Here is a 16,857-nt window from a genome sequence, read left to right as displayed (position 1 = left end):
CAGTGACGACGCTGCAATTGGGCGACATCGCCATCGACCGCGTCATCGAAATGGAAAAGGCACCTTTCGTGCTGCCGGAGTTTTTCCACGAGGCCACACCCGAGGCGGTCGCGCCCTACCGCGCGTGGCTGGAGCCCGACGCGATCGATCCGGTCACCGGTGACATGCTGCTGACCGTCCAGTCCTATCTGGTCCGCACGCGCCACCACACGATCCTGATCGATACCTGCGTCGGCTGCCGCAAGTCCTATGACGGCATTCCCGCCTGGCAGGACCGGCGCGACGAAACCTGGTTGCGCAATCTGGCCGCCGCCGGTGTCGCGCCGGAGCAGATCGATTTCGTCTTTTGTACCCACCTGCACCTCGACCACGCGGGCTGGAACACGCGCCTGATCGATGGCCGCTGGGTGCCGACCTTCCCGAACGCGAAGTACATCTTCGCGCGCGACGAGGTCGCCTCTGCCGCTGAGATTGGTCACCTCGACTTCCAGGAGAACGTGCAGCCCGTGCTCGACGCCAAGCAGGCGGTGCTGGTCGACACCGACTACGCGCTCGACGACCAGGTCTGGCTCGAGCCGACGCTGGGCCACACCGCTGGCCATGTCGCGGTCCATCTGAAGTCAGGCTCGGCCCACGCGGTCGTTACTGGCGATCTCATCCATTCGCCGCTGCAGCTCGTCCAACCCGATTGGAGCCCGCATTTCGACTACGACATCGTGCAGTCACGCGCGACGCGCCGGCGTTTCCTCGACACGCACTGCGACACCGACACGAGGATCATGACCATCCACTTCCCGCTGCCGTCGATCGGCCATGTGGTGCGGGACAAGGACGCTTTCGGTTTCGACTACGTCAACGGCGCCTGACAACCAGCGTCATCGAGTGGTTGTCGAAGATGTGGTCGTCGGGTTCGGTACGGAACAGGTCTTCGAGGCGCGCGTAGAATGTCTCGGTCAACGCGTCGGCACCGTTGTCTTCGGTGGCCGACAGATTGAACAGGCCGTTGCGGAAAGCGGACTCCGAAAAGCCGCGCGCGAAGGCGGCGTAGGCTTTGGCGTAGACCGTATCGTCACCGTCGCGGCGCCAGGCCTCCACATAAGGGTTGGGGATCAGCTCGTTTTCGAGTTCGACGATCTCGAACGCGGCCTTCAGATCGTCCTCGCGCTCCAGCGGCGCGCGGATCTCGTGGAGTTCGCGGAAATAGACCGGGAAGACGAAAGCGTCGAGGTGGGCGCGCTCGACAAGTCCCTCGTCGACCATGCCGTCGGCGATTTGCCAGAAGGCGCGGTAGAGACGGTGACCGCCGGCGGCGAGCCCGCTGCGGTCGTCCGGATCCTTGATCGACGACATCGCTTCGAACACAAGCCAGCCGCCGGGCCGCACTTCGCGGGCGCGCCTGCGCATGAAGCGTGTCCAGTGATCGTCGGCGATGGCGGCGATCTCGTCGCGCGCCGGTCCTGTCATGTCGGCGAAGAACAGCGTATCCGGCGAGATGATACTGGTTGCGCCGTCGAGCCAGTGGGACGCCATGAACGACATGCCGAGATCGATGGTTGCCGGGCTGGCGACGGTATCGAAGAAGCTGCCGGCCGACACGACGACACGCACGCCGTCGACGTCGTTCAGGTAACCGTCCGGCCCCTGAATGTTCGCGACGAGGTCGTTCCAGTCGTTGCTGATCTGATCGTTGTGGACGGCGACGATGGGGAGGTCGCCATGGTGCTTGCGCACCTCGTCGAGCACGGCACGAAACGCCGCCATCGAGTTGCGTCCGGGGCCGCAGCCATAGTCGATGACGGTGATCTCTTGCCTTCCCCTGTCGAGCGCCTGAACCGCGCGGCGCAGGCGTGCGGCCTGTTGCTCCACGGCGTTTCCCTGGATCGCGGAATGGCTGTCGTAATAGCCTTCACCGCCCATGCCGTCGGTGGCCTTGCTGCCGGGGTCGTTTGCCGTCATCGCCGCTTCAGCACCACGGTCATCGATTGGGTTTCCGACGGGTGGCGCAACGGTTCGTCGCGGTAGAGCTGTTCAAGACGATCGTAGAATGTGTCCGTCACAACATTGACCTCCTCGGCGTTGCCCGCCGATCCCTCGAACAGACCGCTACGCATGGTCGACTCCGAATAGGCGCGAACGTAGCCGACATAAGCCGCCGCGTAGGCCGTCGCATCGCCGTCCTGCTTGAAGGTCTCTTCGAACGGGGTCGGATAGCGCTCATTCACGACCTCGACGATCTCGAACGCATCTTGAAGCGCGCCGCCTGGATCAAACGGCCCGCGGGCTTCGTGCTCATCACGGAAGTAAACGGGAAAGACATAGTGATCGAGCAGCTCTTTCTTGATTAGTCCCTCATTCGCCATCGCTTCGGCAACCCGGAAGCAGGCGCGATAGTTCCCACGTCCCGCCGCTAACACACCGCTGGGATCATCGGTATCCGGGACCGATGACAGCGTCTCGACAACCAGCCATCCGCCGGATCGCAACTCGCCAGCGCGTGCGGCAAAGAATCTCGTCCAGTCTTGCGCCGCGCGGACGGCAAGTTCGTGGCGTGCGGGTTCGTCGAGATCGCAAAAGAACAAGGTGCCGGGCGAGGGCATGTGGACGGCGCCGTTAAGCCAGTGCACCGACATGAACGACATGCCGAGGTCAATGGTGCCGGCGCATGCCACGGGTTCGTAGAAGCTCTCGACGGACGCCTCGACGCGGGTCGTGGTAAAGTCACTCAGATAGCCGCCGGGTCCGCGAATGTTCGCGAAGAGATCGTTCCAGTCGTTGCCGAACTGATCGTTGTGCACGGCGACAAGCGGCATGTCCGGCCGTTGCTTGCCGACTTCCTCGAACACGGTGTGGAAGGCGGCCATCGAATTCCGGCCGGGACCGCAGCCATAGTCGATGACACGCAGCTCATCGGTGGTCAGGTCCAGGTGGCGCACCGCGTTACGCAGACGCTCGGCTTGGCCGACGACGGTGCTGCGCTGGACCTGCGAATGGTTGTCGTAGTATCCGCTGCCGCCCATGCCTTCGGTCGCCGGGTCGTCGCGATCGTTCCCAGGGCCGTTTGATGTCATCGTCGCCTCATCACCAAGGTGGCGACGCGGTGGGCGAAGCCGTGTTTATCCGGTTCATTCGCGAACAGCGTTTCGAGCCTCTCGTAAAAGACATCGGCCAGTGCCTTCGCCTCCGCCTCATTCGACGTCGACGGCGTGAACAGGCCCGCTGTCAGCGTCGCTTCAGAGAACGCGCGGGCGAACCCGACATAAGCCTTGGCATAGGCCGTCGCGTCGCCTGTCTTTTTCAACGCCTCTTCTATCGGCATCGGCAAGAGCTCGTTGGCAAGTTCCAAGACCTCGAAGGCGGCTTTCAGTGTGCCGTCTCGTTCCAGCGGTGCAGCGATCTCGTCGGAAAGGGGAAAGTAGACAGGGAAGATGAAGTCATCGAGCACGTCTTTGGCGATCTGACCGTCATCGGCGAGGCCTTCGGCGACCGCTCCTATGGCGCGATAGAGTCCGGCAGCCGCCGCCGCCACGCCGCTTGGGTCGCCGGCATCGGGAACGGCCGACAACACATCCATGACCAGCATGGCGCCCGGTTTCATTTCGCGGGCGCGCTGCGTCACAAACGCCGTCCAGTCGCGCGCCGCCATGGCCGCGATCTCGCTTTTCGCCGGTTCCGGCAGATCGCAATAGAACAAGCTGCCGGGCGACGGCATGCGCACCGCGCTCGCCAGCCAGTGGGCCGCCGCGAACGACATGGCGAAGTCGATGACGCCCGCGCTGGCGACGGGACCAAAGAAACTGCCAACGGCCGCCTCGACGCGAATGCTCTCGATGTCGTTGAGGTAACCGTCGGGGCCGCGCACGTTGGCGAAGAGGTCGTTCCAGTCGTTGCCGATCTGATCGTTGTGCATGGCGACGACCGCGATATCGGGCCGGCGTTGGCGCACTTCGTCCAGCACTGTGTGAAACGCGGTCATGGAATTGCGACCGGGCCCGCAGCCGTAGTCGATGATGCGCAGCTCCGGGCCGCTCAGGTCAAGCGCGCGCGCGGCATCACGCAGCCGCGCCTCCTGGCTGCGGATACCATCCTTTTGTGCACCGGAATGGCTGTCGTAGTAACCCCTGCCGCCCATGCCGTCGGTGGCAGGGGCCTGGCCGTCCTTTTCTGGGCCGGCCATGCTGTCGGCGCCTCTAGGACGAAACGTCGCCGGCCTGGATCTCGGCCTCGTCGCGGGCGGCCAGTTCGGCGCGCGCCTTTTCCATGGCCGATTCCTTGGCCCGGACCTTCGCGTTCGCCTTCTCAATTTCCGTGTTCAGCTTGTCGCGCGTGCAAAGCCCCAGCAGCACCGGATCCTTGGGCACGATATTGGCGCTGTTCTTGTGGGTGTGCTCGCGCACCGCGTTGATGGTCTGCTTGGTGGTGCCGACCAGGCGCATGATCTGGGCGTCGGATAGCTGTGGGAACCGGCGCACCAGGAACTCGATCGCGTCGGGCTTGTCCTGGCGCTTGGAGACCGGGGTGTAGCGGCTCTTGGTCTGCTTGGGCTGGGGCAGATCCTCGCGCAGGCGCATCTCAAGGCGCGCGTCGGGGTCCTTTTCGCAGCGCTCGACCTCTTCCGGCGTCAACTGGCCGCCGGTCACAGGGTCCTGGCCGACGATGTTGACGGCCACCTCGCCATCGGCGATCGCCTGGATTTCCAGCGGGTGCATGCCGCAGAAATCGGCGATCTGCCCGAAGGACAGGGTTGTGTTGTCGACCAACCAGACAGCGGTCGCCTGGGGCATCAGCAGTTGAACCATGATATCTCCTTAAGTGAGGCCGCCGCTGGCCAGGCCACAAAGCAGCAGTCTCTGAATGCTCTCTGATACTTAGTCGACAGGCGGGCCGGTGACAACCATGGCGGCCATGGCCGATGTCACGCTTCCGGCATAGGCTTGGGGCCATGTCCTGGACCCTGACGCCCGCCCTATTGGAAGACGCACCTGCCGTCGCAGCCGTGGTGGCTGCCGCCTACACCCCCTACATCGCGCGGATCGGCACGAAACCGGGGCCGATGCTGGACGACTACGCGGCGGTCATCGCCGATCACATCGTCCATGTCGCCCGCGACGGTGGGGCGCCTGGCGGGACAATCGGCGGGGTCGTCGTCCTGATCGAAAAGCAGGACGGCACGATCCTCTTCGACAACATCGCCGTCGCGCCGGAAGCCCAGGGTTCGGGCCTGGGCCGCCGCCTGATGGATTTCGCCGAGGCCGAGGCCGCCCGGCGCGGCTACGCCCGCCTCGACCTCTACACCCACCATATGATGACCGAAAACATCGAGATCTACGCTCGCCGCGGCTATGTCGAGACCGACCGCCGCACCGAACGCGGTTTCCCCCGCGTCTACATGGCGAAGGATCTGGAGCGGTAGCGTCAGTCCATGGTCAGCACGATCTTGCCGACATGGGCGTCGTCGATGGCGCGGTGGGCGTCTGCGGCTTCGGCCAGCGGGTAGGTGGCGTGGACGATCGGCTTGACCCGGCCGGTCTCGAGCAAGGGCAGGACCTCGCGCGACAACTCCTCGGCGATTTGGCCTTTCGCCTCGACGCTTTGGGCGCGCAGCGTCGAGCCGGTGATGGTGCCGCGTTTCATCATCAAGGGCGCGAAGTTGATCTCGGCCTTCGAGCCGCCCAGGAAGGCGATGAAGACGATGCGGCCTTCCATCGCGAGCAGCTTCAGGTTCTTGGCGATGTAGTCGCCGCCGACCATGTCCAGGATGACGTCGATACCCTGGCCGCCGGTCACTTCGTTCAAGACCTCGACGAAATCTTCGTCGCGATAGTTGATGGCCCGTTCGGCGCCGAGTTCTTCGCAGGCGCGGCAGCGTTCGTCGTCGCCGGCCGTGGCGAAGACGCGGGCGCCGCGCGCCTCGGCAAGCTGGATCGCTGTCGTGCCGATGCCGCTCGCCCCGCCATGCACCAGGAAACGTTCGCCGGCCTGAAGCCGGCCGCGCTGAAAGACATTCGTCCAGACGGTGAAGAAGGTCTCCGGCACGCCTGCCGCCTCGGCCATGGAAAGACTCACGGGTATGGGGAGCGCCTGGGGTTGCGGCACGGCGCAGTACTCGGCATAGCCGCCGCCGGTGACCAGCGCCATGACCTGATCCCCGATCGTCCAACGGTCGGCGTCAGGACCCAGCGCCACGACCTCGCCCGCGACCTCCAGGCCCGGGATGTCGCTGGCGCCCGGCGGCGGCGGATAACCGCCCAGGCGCTGCAGCACGTCCGGCCGGTTGACGCCGGCGGCATGGACCTTGACCAGCACCTCGCCGACATCCGGTTGCGGCACATCCCGCGACGCCGTCTTGATGACCTCGGGCCCGCCGGCGCCGTCATACTCGATCACGGTCATCTGGCTCGGGATGGTGCTGGCCATGGCGGTCTCCTGTCAGTTGTCGTGGCGTTGCGGCGTGACGAGGGCCTCCTATACTACAGCCACGCTGCACGACGGAGTTCTTTGCGATGGACACCGACGATCTCGAACCGCTCCGGCCCAAACCCACGGTCAAGGAGCTGGAGGGCATGTCGATCGAGGCGCTCGGCGATTACGTCGCCGAACTGGAGGCCGAGATCAAACGGGCTGAAGCGATGATCGCCAGCAAACAGTCGGCGCGCGCGTCGGCGGACTCCGTCTTCAAGACCTGACGCGCCGCAAAAGCCTGTCGGGTGCGATGGCAAGCAGGCCGGCGCCGGTGATCATGACCATTCCGGTGACGGTCAAGAGGTCGAGCGGGGCTGAGAAGATCACCAGGCTGAACAGGGCGGCGAAGACCAGGTAGGTGTAGTCGAACGCGGCGATGACGGCGCCGGGCGCGCACTGATAGGCCGTCGCCGTGCCCGTGGTGACGGCGACGATCAGCACGGCCAGGAAGGCCATGATCGCCCATTCCCTTAGGCCCATCGGCGACCAGTCGGCCAGCATGAAGCGATAGGCGTTGGCGTCGACATCAACGGGCTGCCACAGCAGGACGCCCACCGAACCGACGACCCCGAACACCAGAAAGGCGACGTTCAGGCCGAACGCCAGGACCAGCGGGCTGTCTTCGGTGCACTTCGCGCGCGTGATGACGGCGGCGAGCGCGTAAAAGACGGCGGCCAGCACCGGCAAAAGCGCCACCGCGCTGAAATCGTCGGTACCGGGCCGCAGGATGACGAGCACGCCGGCGAAGCCGATGGCGATGGCGACCCAGCGTTTCATGCCGACCGCCTCGCCGATCAGAAGCGCCGAGAAGAGCGTGATGAAGAGCGGGCCGGTGTAGTAGCCGGCCGCCGCGACCGCCAGGTTCAGCAAGGGCAGGGCGGTATAGAAACAAAGCCACATCGCCATCAGGCAGAGGCTGCGCAGAACCACCCATCCGGCCGCGCGCGGTATGAGCGCGCGCCAGCCACCGCCCCACATGACCAGCACGGCCAGCAACGGCACCGCGACGAACGCGCGGGCGGTAAAGACCTGCCAGACCGAAAAATCGGCACTCAACAACTTCACCATGGCGTCGGAAAAGGCGAGGCCCAGTGCCGTCGCCGTCATGGTGACGACGCCCAGCGCGATCCGGTCAGGGCGCGCGTTATCCACCGCGTTCATCGCTCGGCGAACTTCGGCATTTGATCGAGAGGCGGCTGATCGGCGAACACCACCTCGTCCGCACCGAACCGCATCCACGGCTGCGCGTGCCGCGTCCAGACATGGCAGCCCGGCTCGACCCAGCTCGTATCATCCAGGGTGCCCGGCTTGACGCTCAGGAACGGATAGTCGCCTTCATCCGTGAACCACTGGTGATAGATCCGGGTGCCGCAATCCGGGCAAAAGTAGCAGCGGAAGTCGCGGCCGTGGCCGGGCCTGACGAAATGGGCTGGTGGCTTGCCCGCCAGCGTGAAATCGCCGCCATCGAAGACCACCGCCATGCCGAACGCCGCGCCCGACTGGCGCTGGCAGATCGTGCAGTGGCAGGCGAAGATCATGATCGGATCGCCCAGGGCCTCATAGGTCACCGCGCCGCACTGGCAGGCGCCCGTGTGTCGTCTCGTCATCGTCGTCGGCCCCTTCGCTCGTGGTCTCCAGAATCCAGATAGATCAGACCGATTAATTCGTGTAGTCTTCATAATCTAACTTCAGAAGTAAGTTGAACTTCATAATGCCTGAGATGCCCATCCGCGGCCTGGAGACCTTTCTGGCGGTTGCCGAGCACGGTTCCCTGCGCGCGGCCGCTGCGGCGCTCGGCGTCCAGCCACCGGCTGTCAGTCTCCAACTCAAGGCGCTGGAGGAGCAGATTGGCGTGAGTGTCTTTGCCCGCACCACGCGATCGGTGAAGCTGACCGACGCCGGGCGTCAGCTGCTGCGCCGCGCCCAGCCGGCCATGGCCGAGATCAGCGAGGCGCTGGAGGAGGCGCGCGGTATCGGCAAGGCGACCAAGGGCACGATCCGCGTCACCGTCGCCTTCGCCGCCTTCCAGCTTTCCCTGGTCAAGCGGCTGGCGGCCTTCCGCGAGGCCTATCCCGATGTCGAGCTGGAGTTCTCGTTCAACGAAGGGTTCGTCGATATCGTCAGCGAGGGGTTCCACGCCGGCGTGCGCATGGGGCATCTGATCCACGACACCATGGTCGCCGTACGCCTGACGCCGCCGCAGAAGGAGATCTATTTCGCCTCGCCCGGCTATCTGGACCGCCATGGCCGGCCGAAGGAGCCGCGCGACCTACTGCATCACAAGTGCATCCGCTACCGCTACATCGGATCAAAGCAGTTCGCCGAATGGCAGTTCCAGGGTCCCGACGGCATCTACGCCGTCGACGTTCCCAGCAGCCTGATCGTCGACTCGACGACCGCCCAGATCGAGGCCGCCAAACAGGGCTTGGGCCTGTGCTGGCTGTTCGAAGACAACATCGCAGACGAACTGGCGTCCGGCGCCTTGGAAAGCGTGCTCGATGAGCATGTCGTTGAGCGTCCGGGCTTCTTCCTATATTTCCCCAGGGAGAGCACGCGGCTCACGGTGTTCCGCCTGTTTGTCGACTATCTGAAGACCGGGCGGGTGGCATGAGGCTGATCCGCTCCTCTGGGAACCGCGCGAAGGCGCGATATCCCCAGCAAATCGGCGCAAATGGCCCCGTGTCATACCACGATGTGGTATTGTGCTTTGCAGCGGGCCGCGATATCTGGTGAAGCTACGAGAGGGTTTGAGGACGCCATGGCCGGCCATTCCAAATGGAAGAACATCCAGCACCGTAAGGGCGCGCAGGACGCCAAGCGGGCCAAACAGTTCACCAAGGTCGGGCGCGAGATCGCGGTTGCCGCCAAAACCGGCATGCCCGATCCCGAGCACAACCCGCGCCTGCGTTCAGCGATTGCCGCCGCGCGCGCCGTCAACATGGGCAAGGACGCGATTGAGCGCGCGATCAAACGCGCGGTCGGCGGCGACGACAACGCCAATTATGAGGAAATCCGCTACGAAGGGTATGGTCCGGGCGGTGTCGCGCTGATCGTCGAGGCGCTGACCGATAACCGCAACCGCACCGCGCCGGAGGTCCGCGCCGCCTTCAACAAGCACAACGGCTCGCTGGGCGAGACGAACAGCGTCGCCTTTATGTTCGACCGCATCGGCCATGTCGTGTTCTCAGCGGGCGTCGCCGATGCCGATACCGTGTTCGAGGCGGCGCTCGAGGCCGGCGCGACCGATGTCGTGTCTGACGACGAGACCCACGAGATCATCTGCGACACCGGCGATTTCGGCCAGGTCAGCGACGCGCTGGTCGACCAGTTCGGCGAACCTCAGGAAGCCGGCCTCATCTGGCGGCCCCAGAACACGGTCGAGGTCGATGAGGACAAGGCCGGCAGTCTCTTGAAGCTGATCGACACGCTGGAAGACAACGACGACGTCCAGTCCGTCTCCGCGAACTTCGAGATCGCGGACGACGTCATGGAGCGCCTGGTCGCGTGAGCCCGGGATCGATGCGCCTCCTGGGCATCGATCCAGGTCTTCTCCACACCGGCTGGGGCGTCATCGACGTCGACGGCAACCGGCTCAGCCACGTCGCCAACGGCACCATCGATCCGCCGCGCGACGGCAGCATGGCCGTTCGTCTGCGCTTCATCTTCGAAGGCCTTAACGAGGTCCTCGCCACCCACGGCCCCCGCGAAGCCGCCGTCGAGGAGACCTTCGTCAACAAGAATCCGGACACCACGCTGAAGCTGGGCCTGGCGCGCGGCGCGGCGCTGCTGGCCCCGGCGCTGGCCGGTCTGCCGGTCCACGAATACGCGACCCGGCTGGTCAAGAAGTCGGTGGTCGGCACTGGCAAGGCTGACAAGGGCCAGGTCGGCATGATGATCTCGGTCCTGTTGCCCGGCGCGGCGATTGCCGGCGAAGACGCCGCCGACGCGCTCGCCGTCGCCATCTGCCACGCCCATCACGCGGCGACCGCCGTGGCGCAACGCCGGGAGGTCCACGCGTGATTGCCAAGCTGACCGGTGTGATTGATAGCCTGGGCGATGATTGGGCGCTGATCGACGTCGGCGGTGTCGGCTATCAGCTCGCCTGTTCGGCCTCGACACTGCGCGCCCTGGGATCGGTGGGCGAACCGGCCAGTGCCTATGTCGAGACCTTCATTCGCGACGACCGGATGCAGCTCTACGGCTTCGCCGAGACCGGCGAGCGCGACTGGTTCCGAACACTGCTCAACGTCCAGGGCGTTGGCGCCCGCGTCGCGCTGGCGATTTTGAGCGCGCTCACGGCTGACGAACTGACCCAGGCGATCCTTGCCCAGGACAAGACGGCGGTGGCGCGCGCCCAGGGCGTCGGGCCGAAACTCGCGCAGCGCGTCGTGGCGGAGCTCAAGGATAAGGTCGGCGAGATCGGCATGGGGCCGGGCGCGGCCCTGGCACCTGTGCCGGCCGGTGAGACCGGCCCTGACGCGGACGCGGTCTCGGCCCTGATCAACCTGGGCTACGGCCGGTCGGAGGCCTTCGGCGCCGTCGCGGCCGCGCGCAAAACACTGGGCGACAAGGCTGCCGTAGAGACCCTGATCCGTGACGGGCTGAAGGAACTGGCGCGGTGAGTGACGTACGTGTCATCGACGGCGAAGCGGTCGAGGACGATCTCGACGGCTCGCTGCGCCCCCTGACGCTCGCCGACTTCATCGGCCAGCGCGACGTCTGCGACAACCTGAGGGTCTTCGTAAAGGCCGCCGCCAGCCGGAGCGAGGCGCTCGATCACGTCCTGCTGCACGGACCGCCGGGCCTCGGCAAGACGACGCTGGCGCAAATTGTCGCGCGCGAGATGGGTGTTGGCTTCCGCGCCACGTCCGGCCCGGTGGTCGCGCGCGCCGGCGATCTCGCCGCGCTTCTGACCAATCTGGAAGAGCGCGACGTGCTCTTTATCGACGAGATCCACCGCCTGAACCCGGCGGTCGAAGAGGTCCTCTATCCGGCCATGGAGGACTATCAGCTCGACCTCATTATCGGCGAGGGACCGGCGGCGCGCTCCGTGCGCATCGATCTGCCCCGGTTCACCCTGGTCGGCGCGACGACCCGCTCAGGCCTTCTGACCACACCGCTTCGCGAACGTTTCGGCATTCCGCTACGCCTCAACTTCTATGGCCCCGACGACCTGACCACCGTGGTGTCGCGCGGCGCGCGGGTGCTGGGCGTGACGCTGAGTGCTGACGGCGCACGCGAGATCGCGACGCGCGCGCGCGGGACGCCCCGGGTCGCGGTCCGGCTCTTGCGCCGGGTCCGCGATTTTGCCGCCGTCGGCGGCCACGACACCATCGACGCCACCGCCGCCGATGCGGCGCTGCAGCGTCTCGATGTGGACAAATGTGGCCTGGATGCCATGGATCGCCGTTATTTGGCCTGCATTGCGGAGAACTATGGCGGTGGGCCGGTGGGGGTAGAGACCGTGGCGGCCGCGCTTTCCGAACATCGGGATGCTTTGGAAGACGTGATCGAACCGTTTCTGATTCAGCAGGGGTTCCTGCAACGCACACCGCGCGGCCGGCTTTTGACCCAGGCAAGTTTCGACCATCTGGGACTTGCCATGCCGCGCGCCTTGCGTGACCAGCTCGACATTTTTACCGGCGATCAGGCCGGCGGTTCCGGCAACGGCCAGGGGGGCAATAGCGGGGGCGATGGCTGAGACGCCGTCACATCGGTTTCCGGTGCGGGTCTACTACGAGGACACCGACGCCGGCGGCATCGTCTATCACAGCGCCTACCTGCGTTTTGCCGAGCGCGGCCGAACGGAGTGGATGCGCGATCTGGGCTACGACCACACGACCTTGCGCGACACCTATGGCGCCGGTTTCACGGTCGCCCGGTGCGAGATCGACTATCGCAAACCCGCGCTGCTGGATGACTTTTTGGAGGTCGAGACACGTATCCTGAAGACCGGCGGTGCCAGTGCGAGCCTGGAACAGGACGTGCTGCGCGACGACGAACCGCTGGTCCGCATGAAACTGAAGATCGCGTTCGTCGGATCCGACGGCCGCCCCTACCGCATGCCCGATCACCTGCGCCAGGTCCTCTCGGGCGGCGCGAACCCATGATGTTCTCAATCCAGGGAAAGACTTGATGGAAACCGAAGACCTCGAATCTGCGGCATTGGCCGGATCGGTCGGCGACGTCGACATGTCCGTTATGGGCCTGTTCTGGCGTGCGGACCTGATCGTCAAGGCGGTGATGCTGATCCTGCTGTTCTCGTCGTTTTGGTGCTGGGCGATCATCTTCGACAAGATCGTGCGGATCCGGCGGCTGAGCAGCCAAGCCGAGACGTTCGAGGAATCCTTCTGGTCCGGCGGTTCGCTGGAAGACCTCTACGACCGTGTTGGCCGGCGGCCCGGTCATCCGCTGGCCTCCGTCTTCGCCGCCGCCATGCAGGAACTGAAGCGCGGCATCCAGAAACAGCACGTCTTGTCAGACGACCGGTTACGCGCTGGCCTGCAACAGCGCATCAACCAGGCGATGAACGTGACTGTCGACCGCGAAATGGACCGGCTGGAACGCTACATGGGTTTCCTGGCGACGGTCGGATCAACAGCGCCCTTTGTCGGCCTGTTTGGCACCGTCTGGGGCATCATGAACGCGTTCACCGCGATCGCGATTTCGAAGAACACGTCGCTTGCGGTCGTGGCGCCGGGCATCGCCGAGGCGCTGTTCGCCACGGCACTCGGTCTCTTGGCGGCGATCCCGGCCGTGGTCGCCTATAACAAGCTCTCCGCCGACCTCGACCGTTACGCCAGCCGGCTTGAGAATTTCGCGGCCGAGTTCCATTCGCTGCTATCGCGCCAGCTTGACGAGAAGGGCGGCTGATGGCGGTCCAATTCACCCACGCCGGTGGGCGTGAACGCAGCGCCCGGGCGCGCCGGCGGCGTCCACCGATGAGCGAGATCAACGTGACGCCGTTCGTCGACGTCATGCTGGTGCTGCTCATCGTCTTCATGATCGCGGCACCTTTGCTGACCGTCGGTGTCGAGGTCGATTTGCCGGAGGCCGACGTGCCGGAGGTCGAAGGCAGCGACGAACCGCTTGCCGTCTCGGTCGACGCGGAAGGCCGTATATTCCTGCAGGACACCGAACTGGCTCTTGAGGAACTCGGCCCTCGTCTTGTCGCAATTAGCCAGAACAATCCGGACGTCAGAATCTTCGTGCGAGGTGACGAAGCGATCGAATACGGAAACGTGATGGCGGTGATGGGCGCCTTGAACCAGGCAGGCTTCAACAACGTGGCCTTGATCACGCGACTGCCGACGGTGGGCGAGCCGTAACATGATACCGCGTCTCGGCATGGTGATGTCGGCCGGGCTTCACGTCATCGTTATCTTGATGGCGGTGCTCGGTCTGCCTCATTGGTGGGACGACAATCGTTTAGCCGAGGCGGCGGTGCGTGTGGAGATCATCACCATCGCGGAGGAAAGCGCCGCGCCGCCGCCCGAACCGGTGGTCGAGCCGGAGGAACCCGAACCGGTTCCGCCCCAGCCGGAAGAGGTTGTCGCGGCGGTCGAGGAGACGCCGCCGGAGCCGCTGCCGGAACCGGAGCCGATCGAATTGCCCGAGCCGGAGGCGCTGCCGGAGTTGGCGGCCTTGCCGGAACCGGAGCCGCTTCCGGAACCGGAACCGTTGCCGGAGGTCGCACCGGAGCCGGAACCGCTGCCCGAGCCCGAGCCCGAGGTGGTCGAGCCCGAGCCGGCGCCGGAACCGGAGCCCGAAGAAGTGCCGGAGCCGCAGGTGGCGGTGGCCCCGACACCGACCGACAAGCCGACGCCGCCGCCAGAGGTCGAGCCGGAACCGGAACCGGAAGAGAGTTTTGAGAACGTGATGGAAAGCCTGTTGATCGATAAGTCGTTGGAGGACGAGGAGCCGCAGCCGGTTGTCGAAGAGACGCCGCCGATGAACTTCGAAGACGTCATGGCTTCGCTCGACAGCACCAATATCGCGCCGAACCAGTCCAGCCAGGTGACGGCGACGGTGATCGATGCGATCCGACGTCAGATCGAACGCCAGTGGCGTATTCCCGTCGGCGCGCGCGATGCAGAGAACCTACGCGTCACCATTCAGATTCGCCTGGCGCCGGACGGTCGCGTGATGACGGCGGAGATCGTCAACAGCGGCGCCGATGCGGCAGCGGGCGGACAATTCTACCGGGCGGCGGCGGAAAGTGCGCTGCGCGCCGTTCTCCATTTCAAGGACCGGCCGCTCGAGGGGCTGCCGACCGACGCCTACGACGAATGGCGCTTCATGGAACTGAAGTTTGACCCGAGCAAGGTGCTGTAATGAAAAGCAAATCTGACTTCCGACTGGTCCCGGCGGCACTGCTTGCCGTGGTCGTCTTCTACGTTGCCCTGGCCGCGCCGGCGCGGGCTCAATTGGTCATCGACATCAACGAAGGCGTGGCCGATCCGCTGCCGATTGCTGTCACCGACTTTGTCGGCCAGGGCGAGGACGCGGCGCTCGGGCAAGACATCGCCCAGGTGATCGCGGCCGATCTCGAACGCTCCGGTTTGTTCGACCCGATCAGTTCGCAGGCGTTCATCCAGAGCTCCGCCGATATCGATGTCAATCCGCGCTTTGGCGACTGGCGCACGATCAATGCCCAGGCGCTCGTCGCGGGCCGCGTCGACCGCGAAGCCGACGGGCGTATTGCGGTCAGCTTCAGGCTGTGGGATACGTTCGCCGAACAGCAGCTTGACGGGTTTGTCTATCGCGGCAACACGCAGATCTGGCGTCGCATCGCGCACAAGATCGCCGATGCCATCTATCAGCGCCTTACCGGCGAGAGCGGTTACTTCGACACCCGCATCGTCTATATCGCCGAGAGCGGCACGGCCAGCAATCGCAAGAAGCAGCTTGCCATCATGGATCAGGACGGCGCCAACCATCGCTTTATCACCGATGGCAGTTACCTGGTGTTGACCCCGCGCTTCTCGCCGACGGCGCAGGAAATCACCTACATGTCCTACGTCAACAACACGCCGCGCGTTTACATCCTTGATATCGATACCGGCAGGCGGGAGGTGTTGGGGGATTTCCCGGGTATGACCTTCGCGCCACGGTTCTCGCCGGATGGACGAAAGGTCATCATGTCGCTGGCGATCGATGGCAACTCCGACATCTACGTCATGGACCTGCCGACGCGACAGCTTCAGCGGCTGACCAACGACGCGGCGATCGATACCTCGCCGTCCTTCTCGCCCGACGGTCAGTTCATCACGTTCAACTCGGATCGCGGCGGTACACCACAAATCTATGTGATGAACGCCGATGGTTCGAACGTGCAGCGGATCTCGTTCGAGCAGGGTCGTTACTCGACGCCCGTCTGGTCGCCACGTGGTGACTTGATCGCGTTCACCAAGAGCTACAAGGGGCAGTTCAACATCGGCGTCATGCGGCCCGATGGATCCGGTGAACGCCTGATCGCCAACGGCTTCCTGGTCGAGGGACCGACATGGGCGCCGAACGGTCGCGTCCTCATGTATTTTCGCGATACACCGGTCGGTGATCAGAACAAAGTGCAGCTGTTTTCGATCGATCTGACCGGCCGTAACGATCGCCTGGTTGAGACGCCTTTGGACGGCTCCGATCCGGCCTGGTCGCCCTTGATTCCATAGGGGAGCGAATTTATAGTCGCGCTAGATTTTTGCTTGTCCTGGAAATGGATGGGCGGAGATTGTCTGAAACTCCATGAAGGGGGCGTTTTTAGCCTTCCTGGTCTATTCAGAGCGCGTCGATTACTTGTCTAAGTCACCAGAGAGAGGGGATATCTCGCATGCGCGTTAAATTTCTGAGTTTGTTTGCTGCCTTGCTGCTCGTCGCCGCGTGCGAATCGACGCCGGAGACCGCCGACGACACGTCCGGCCAAGGTGAAACCTTGATCGTTGATGAAGAGGTCATGGTTGAAGCCATCGATCCGTTGAGCCAGGAGTTCGTGGATCTTGAGTTGGGCGGTTCCGTTTACTTCGACTTCGACAGCTCCGTCATCAATGCCGATGCCGAGCGCACGATCCAGCGTTGGGCCGAGTGGATGCAGGCCTATCCGCAGGTTTCCGTGACCATCGAAGGCAATGCCGACGAGCGTGGCACCCGCGAATACAACCTGGCGCTCGGCGAACGCCGCGCCCAGGCTGCCAAGAACTACCTGATTGCTCTGGGTATCGATCCCAGCCGTATCTCGACGATCAGCTACGGCAAGGAGCGCCCCAAGGTTGAGGGCCACACCGAAGCGGCTTGGGCCCAGAACCGGCGTGACGACCTGAAGGTCAACTGAGCAAGTTTATCGACGCAGTTCTCGTGACAAGGCCGTGCGTTCCCCCGGTTTCGACCGGGCGGGCGTGCGGCCTT

General features: G+C 64.6%; 21 protein-coding genes. 14 read left to right on the top strand and 7 right to left on the bottom strand.

Annotation, left to right across the window (positions count from 1 at the left end; genetic code table 11):
- Positions 1-2 precede the first annotated feature (2 nt).
- Positions 3-866: an MBL fold metallo-hydrolase gene (locus AAF563_10185; GenBank protein ID MEM7121634.1), complete on the top strand. Its 864-nt coding sequence runs from the start codon at positions 3-5 to the stop codon at positions 864-866.
- On the opposite strand, the gene AAF563_10180 is transcribed toward AAF563_10185, so the two are convergent.
- The 4 genes from AAF563_10180 to AAF563_10165 are packed head-to-tail and all read right to left on the bottom strand — an operon-like array spanning position 853 to position 4,796.
- The gene (locus AAF563_10180; protein ID MEM7121633.1) at positions 853-1,956 is read right to left on the bottom strand and encodes a hypothetical protein; all 1,104 of its coding nucleotides are present in this window, start codon (positions 1,954-1,956) and stop codon (positions 853-855) included. The genes AAF563_10185 and AAF563_10180 overlap by 14 nt on opposite strands.
- On the bottom strand, positions 1,953-3,068 hold the full coding sequence (locus tag AAF563_10175) for a hypothetical protein (protein ID MEM7121632.1): 1,116 nt from the start codon (positions 3,066-3,068) through the stop codon (positions 1,953-1,955). Before AAF563_10175 ends, AAF563_10180 begins: the two co-directional genes overlap by 4 nt.
- The gene (locus AAF563_10170; GenBank protein ID MEM7121631.1) at positions 3,065-4,174 is read right to left on the bottom strand and encodes a hypothetical protein; all 1,110 of its coding nucleotides are present in this window, start codon (positions 4,172-4,174) and stop codon (positions 3,065-3,067) included. Before AAF563_10170 ends, AAF563_10175 begins: the two co-directional genes overlap by 4 nt.
- 13 nt (positions 4,175-4,187) lie before the next feature.
- Positions 4,188-4,796 carry a cell cycle transcriptional regulator TrcR gene (locus AAF563_10165; GenBank protein MEM7121630.1) on the bottom strand — a complete coding sequence of 203 codons (609 nt, stop codon included), beginning with the start codon at positions 4,794-4,796 and terminating at the stop codon, positions 4,188-4,190.
- A 143-nt stretch (positions 4,797-4,939) separates the two neighbouring features.
- On the opposite strand from AAF563_10165, the gene AAF563_10160 reads away from it, so the two are divergent.
- Entirely contained in the window at positions 4,940-5,410 is a 471-nt protein-coding gene (locus AAF563_10160; protein ID MEM7121629.1) for a GNAT family N-acetyltransferase, read from the top strand.
- A 2-nt stretch (positions 5,411-5,412) separates the two neighbouring features.
- Here the strand turns inward: AAF563_10160 and AAF563_10155 are convergent, their stop codons facing one another.
- Positions 5,413-6,414 carry an NAD(P)H-quinone oxidoreductase gene (locus tag AAF563_10155; GenBank protein ID MEM7121628.1) on the bottom strand — a complete coding sequence of 334 codons (1,002 nt, stop codon included), beginning with the start codon at positions 6,412-6,414 and terminating at the stop codon, positions 5,413-5,415.
- Positions 6,415-6,500: 86 nt separating this feature from the next.
- Here AAF563_10155 and AAF563_10150 point away from each other — a divergent pair, with 86 nt between their 5' ends.
- Positions 6,501-6,683, top strand: coding sequence for a DUF1192 domain-containing protein (locus AAF563_10150; protein ID MEM7121627.1), 183 nt, complete (start codon positions 6,501-6,503; stop codon positions 6,681-6,683).
- Here the strand turns inward: AAF563_10150 and AAF563_10145 are convergent.
- Positions 6,673-7,620, bottom strand: coding sequence for a DMT family transporter (locus AAF563_10145; GenBank protein ID MEM7121626.1), 948 nt, complete (start codon positions 7,618-7,620; stop codon positions 6,673-6,675). The genes AAF563_10150 and AAF563_10145 overlap by 11 nt on opposite strands.
- Positions 7,617-8,066 carry a GFA family protein gene (locus AAF563_10140; GenBank protein MEM7121625.1) on the bottom strand — a complete coding sequence of 150 codons (450 nt, stop codon included), beginning with the start codon at positions 8,064-8,066 and terminating at the stop codon, positions 7,617-7,619. Before AAF563_10140 ends, AAF563_10145 begins: the two co-directional genes overlap by 4 nt.
- A 104-nt stretch (positions 8,067-8,170) precedes the next feature.
- On the opposite strand from AAF563_10140, the gene AAF563_10135 reads away from it, so the two are divergent.
- From AAF563_10135 to pal, 11 genes are all read left to right on the top strand, one after another.
- Positions 8,171-9,070, top strand: a complete 900-nt coding sequence (locus AAF563_10135) for a LysR family transcriptional regulator (GenBank protein MEM7121624.1) — start codon at positions 8,171-8,173, stop codon at positions 9,068-9,070.
- A gap of 147 nt (positions 9,071-9,217) precedes the next feature.
- Positions 9,218-9,967: a YebC/PmpR family DNA-binding transcriptional regulator gene (locus AAF563_10130; GenBank protein MEM7121623.1), complete on the top strand. Its 750-nt coding sequence runs from the start codon at positions 9,218-9,220 to the stop codon at positions 9,965-9,967.
- A gap of 11 nt (positions 9,968-9,978) precedes the next feature.
- Positions 9,979-10,479: a crossover junction endodeoxyribonuclease RuvC gene (gene ruvC / locus AAF563_10125; protein ID MEM7121622.1), complete on the top strand. Its 501-nt coding sequence runs from the start codon at positions 9,979-9,981 to the stop codon at positions 10,477-10,479.
- The gene (ruvA, locus tag AAF563_10120; protein MEM7121621.1) at positions 10,476-11,081 is read left to right on the top strand and encodes a Holliday junction branch migration protein RuvA; all 606 of its coding nucleotides are present in this window, start codon (positions 10,476-10,478) and stop codon (positions 11,079-11,081) included. Before ruvC ends, ruvA begins: the two co-directional genes overlap by 4 nt.
- Positions 11,078-12,160, top strand: a complete 1,083-nt coding sequence (ruvB, locus tag AAF563_10115) for a Holliday junction branch migration DNA helicase RuvB (protein ID MEM7121620.1) — start codon at positions 11,078-11,080, stop codon at positions 12,158-12,160. The genes ruvA and ruvB overlap by 4 nt, the downstream gene beginning before the upstream one ends.
- On the top strand, positions 12,153-12,569 hold the full coding sequence (gene ybgC, locus AAF563_10110) for a tol-pal system-associated acyl-CoA thioesterase (GenBank protein ID MEM7121619.1): 417 nt from the start codon (positions 12,153-12,155) through the stop codon (positions 12,567-12,569). The genes ruvB and ybgC overlap by 8 nt, the downstream gene beginning before the upstream one ends.
- A gap of 25 nt (positions 12,570-12,594) precedes the next feature.
- Positions 12,595-13,332, top strand: a complete 738-nt coding sequence (gene tolQ / locus AAF563_10105) for a protein TolQ (GenBank protein MEM7121618.1) — start codon at positions 12,595-12,597, stop codon at positions 13,330-13,332.
- A complete protein-coding gene (tolR, locus tag AAF563_10100) occupies positions 13,332-13,787 on the top strand; it encodes a protein TolR (GenBank protein MEM7121617.1) in 456 nt (151 codons plus the stop codon). Before tolQ ends, tolR begins: the two co-directional genes overlap by 1 nt.
- A 1-nt stretch (position 13,788) precedes the next feature.
- Positions 13,789-14,793, top strand: a complete 1,005-nt coding sequence (locus tag AAF563_10095) for a TonB C-terminal domain-containing protein (protein MEM7121616.1) — start codon at positions 13,789-13,791, stop codon at positions 14,791-14,793.
- Positions 14,793-16,127, top strand: a complete 1,335-nt coding sequence (tolB, locus tag AAF563_10090; GenBank protein ID MEM7121615.1) for a Tol-Pal system beta propeller repeat protein TolB — start codon at positions 14,793-14,795, stop codon at positions 16,125-16,127. Before AAF563_10095 ends, tolB begins: the two co-directional genes overlap by 1 nt.
- A gap of 158 nt (positions 16,128-16,285) precedes the next feature.
- Positions 16,286-16,783 (top strand): peptidoglycan-associated lipoprotein Pal, encoded by a 498-nt coding sequence (pal, locus tag AAF563_10085; GenBank protein ID MEM7121614.1) that lies wholly within the window; start codon positions 16,286-16,288, stop codon positions 16,781-16,783.
- Positions 16,784-16,857: the final 74 nt, after the last annotated feature.

The organism is Pseudomonadota bacterium, assembly GCA_039028155.1.
In the GTDB taxonomy this organism is placed as follows: domain Bacteria; phylum Pseudomonadota; class Alphaproteobacteria; order SP197; family SP197; genus JANQGO01.
The sequence above is the reverse complement of the archived record's forward strand: the minus strand, read 5'-3'. Positions and strand labels throughout refer to the sequence as shown.

Coding starts and splice junctions, on each gene's coding strand:
- AAF563_10140 (MEM7121625.1), bottom strand. CDS start 8,066: ATGACGAGACGACACACGGGCGCCTGCCAGTGCGGCGCGGTGACCTAT.
- AAF563_10160 (MEM7121629.1), top strand. CDS start 4,940: ATGTCCTGGACCCTGACGCCCGCCCTATTGGAAGACGCACCTGCCGTC.
- AAF563_10155 (MEM7121628.1), bottom strand. CDS start 6,414: ATGGCCAGCACCATCCCGAGCCAGATGACCGTGATCGAGTATGACGGC.
- AAF563_10130 (MEM7121623.1), top strand. CDS start 9,218: ATGGCCGGCCATTCCAAATGGAAGAACATCCAGCACCGTAAGGGCGCG.
- ruvC (MEM7121622.1), top strand. CDS start 9,979: ATGCGCCTCCTGGGCATCGATCCAGGTCTTCTCCACACCGGCTGGGGC.
- AAF563_10150 (MEM7121627.1), top strand. CDS start 6,501: ATGGACACCGACGATCTCGAACCGCTCCGGCCCAAACCCACGGTCAAG.
- tolR (MEM7121617.1), top strand. CDS start 13,332: ATGGCGGTCCAATTCACCCACGCCGGTGGGCGTGAACGCAGCGCCCGG.
- AAF563_10095 (MEM7121616.1), top strand. CDS start 13,789: ATGATACCGCGTCTCGGCATGGTGATGTCGGCCGGGCTTCACGTCATC.
- AAF563_10135 (MEM7121624.1), top strand. CDS start 8,171: ATGCCTGAGATGCCCATCCGCGGCCTGGAGACCTTTCTGGCGGTTGCC.
- AAF563_10175 (MEM7121632.1), bottom strand. CDS start 3,068: ATGACATCAAACGGCCCTGGGAACGATCGCGACGACCCGGCGACCGAA.
- AAF563_10165 (MEM7121630.1), bottom strand. CDS start 4,796: ATGGTTCAACTGCTGATGCCCCAGGCGACCGCTGTCTGGTTGGTCGAC.
- AAF563_10180 (MEM7121633.1), bottom strand. CDS start 1,956: ATGACGGCAAACGACCCCGGCAGCAAGGCCACCGACGGCATGGGCGGT.
- pal (MEM7121614.1), top strand. CDS start 16,286: ATGCGCGTTAAATTTCTGAGTTTGTTTGCTGCCTTGCTGCTCGTCGCC.
- AAF563_10170 (MEM7121631.1), bottom strand. CDS start 4,174: ATGGCCGGCCCAGAAAAGGACGGCCAGGCCCCTGCCACCGACGGCATG.
- AAF563_10145 (MEM7121626.1), bottom strand. CDS start 7,620: ATGAACGCGGTGGATAACGCGCGCCCTGACCGGATCGCGCTGGGCGTC.
- tolQ (MEM7121618.1), top strand. CDS start 12,595: ATGGAAACCGAAGACCTCGAATCTGCGGCATTGGCCGGATCGGTCGGC.
- ybgC (MEM7121619.1), top strand. CDS start 12,153: ATGGCTGAGACGCCGTCACATCGGTTTCCGGTGCGGGTCTACTACGAG.
- tolB (MEM7121615.1), top strand. CDS start 14,793: ATGAAAAGCAAATCTGACTTCCGACTGGTCCCGGCGGCACTGCTTGCC.